This is a genomic window from Limnofasciculus baicalensis BBK-W-15 (genome assembly GCF_024178385.1).
Lineage (GTDB): Bacteria > Cyanobacteriota > Cyanobacteriia > Cyanobacteriales > Coleofasciculaceae > Limnofasciculus > Limnofasciculus baicalensis.
The window spans coordinates 1-1379 of record NZ_JAMZMM010000699.1 but is presented as its reverse complement, the minus strand read 5'-3'; the positions used below and the strand labels follow the sequence as shown (position 1 = coordinate 1379).

The window sequence follows — 1379 nt, the reverse complement described above, 5'->3', positions numbered from 1 at the left end:
GGACAAGGGGGACAAGGGGGACAAGGGGGACAAGGGGGACAAGGGAGAGTTTTAACTCAAAACTCAAAACTCAAAACTCAAAACTCAAAACGGCAATTTCACTTACAGCAACTTTGGGAATAGAATTTTGAGTTGCTTTAACTAACTTAATCAAATCTGGCTCAAATCCATAGCCAGAGTAGAGAATCAGTTTAGCTTGTTCTATGGCTTTGCGATCGCTAGGTTTGGGTTGGTAAACGTGAGGATCTGTCCCCGCAGGAATCAAACAGGTAAGATCGATGGTATTTTGGGCTATTTCTTGGGTGATATCGCAGATGACACTAGTGGTGGCGACAATTTTTGGTTTGGTAGTAACTGCCGTAGTTGGTGAGGCGGTGGCTCTTGTGTTGGGGGTTTCAATTGCGGTTGGTTGGGGGGAAGTACAAGCACTAACTCCGAGGGCTAAGGCTAAAAAAAGTATGTAGATTGAATTTAACCTCATCGGGGTGTTTAAATAGTGCCACAGGCGGGATGCCTGTGCTACGGGTGAGGAATTTATGAACATGGGCCGGATGTGGGATTGATGCCTTTTAGCAGAGGATAAACTAAAATGAGAATCATTATCATTCACGCTGTTCATGTTAGAAGTTAAAAATTTATCTGTCAACTACCGAGGGGTTAACGCCTTAATCAACGTCAGTTTCTGCTTGGCATCAGGGCTGCTAGTGGGGGTAATTGGTCCCAATGGTGCGGGCAAAAGTACAATGATTAAAGCCATGCTGGGCTTAATTCCTACCGCTTCGGGGATTGTGAAGTTTAGGGGACAGATGCTAAAACAACAACGTAGGTATTGTGCCTACGTGCCGCAGCGCTCGCAAATTGACTGGGATTATCCAGCAACGGTATGGACTGTAGTAATGATGGCGCGTACTATACACACAGGATGGTTTCGTAGTACATCCCGTCAATCTGAAGAAATTGTTGCCGATGCCTTGCGACGAGTGGGGATGTGGGAATTGCGCCACCGTCAGATTGGGGAACTTTCCGGTGGGCAGCAGCAACGGGTTTTTTTAGCCCGCGCTTTGGCACAGGAAGCAGAAATGTTCTTTTTTGATGAACCTCTGGCGGGAATTGATAAGAAGACGGAAGCAATTATTTTCGATATTTTTAGTCAACTTAAGGCAGAAGGAAAAATTCTATTAGTCTCTTCTCACGAATGGGGAAAATCTTTGCATCATTACGATCGATTGCTACTATTGAACCAAAAGTTAATTGCCCACGGTTTCCCTGAAGATGTAATGACTATTGAAAATATTCAACATGCCTATGGGCAAGGATTAAAGTCTCAATTACTCCACGAGCCTGGAGAAGCCATGTATTTTTGTTGAATGTAAGGGGAG

The 1379-nt window shown here is 44.6% G+C and carries 2 protein-coding genes; one reads left to right on the top strand and one right to left on the bottom strand.

Translation table 11 applies throughout. The features are described from left to right. Positions 1-70: 70 nt before the first annotated feature. Positions 71-619, bottom strand: a complete 549-nt coding sequence (locus tag NJ959_RS29560; RefSeq protein ID WP_254015332.1) for a metal ABC transporter solute-binding protein, Zn/Mn family — start codon at positions 617-619, stop codon at positions 71-73. Here NJ959_RS29560 and NJ959_RS29555 point away from each other — a divergent pair. After that, the gene (locus NJ959_RS29555; RefSeq protein WP_254015331.1) at positions 618-1367 is read left to right on the top strand and encodes a metal ABC transporter ATP-binding protein; all 750 of its coding nucleotides are present in this window, start codon (positions 618-620) and stop codon (positions 1365-1367) included. The two genes, NJ959_RS29560 and NJ959_RS29555, sit on opposite strands and share 2 nt — an antisense overlap. The last annotated feature ends 12 nt before the right edge of the window (positions 1368-1379 follow it).

Excerpts from the sequence above, each read along its gene's own strand:
- NJ959_RS29555 (WP_254015331.1), top strand. The coding sequence starts at position 618 with ATGTTAGAAGTTAAAAATTTATCTGTCAACTACCGAGGGGTTAACGCC.
- NJ959_RS29560 (WP_254015332.1), bottom strand. The coding sequence starts at position 619 with ATGAACAGCGTGAATGATAATGATTCTCATTTTAGTTTATCCTCTGCT.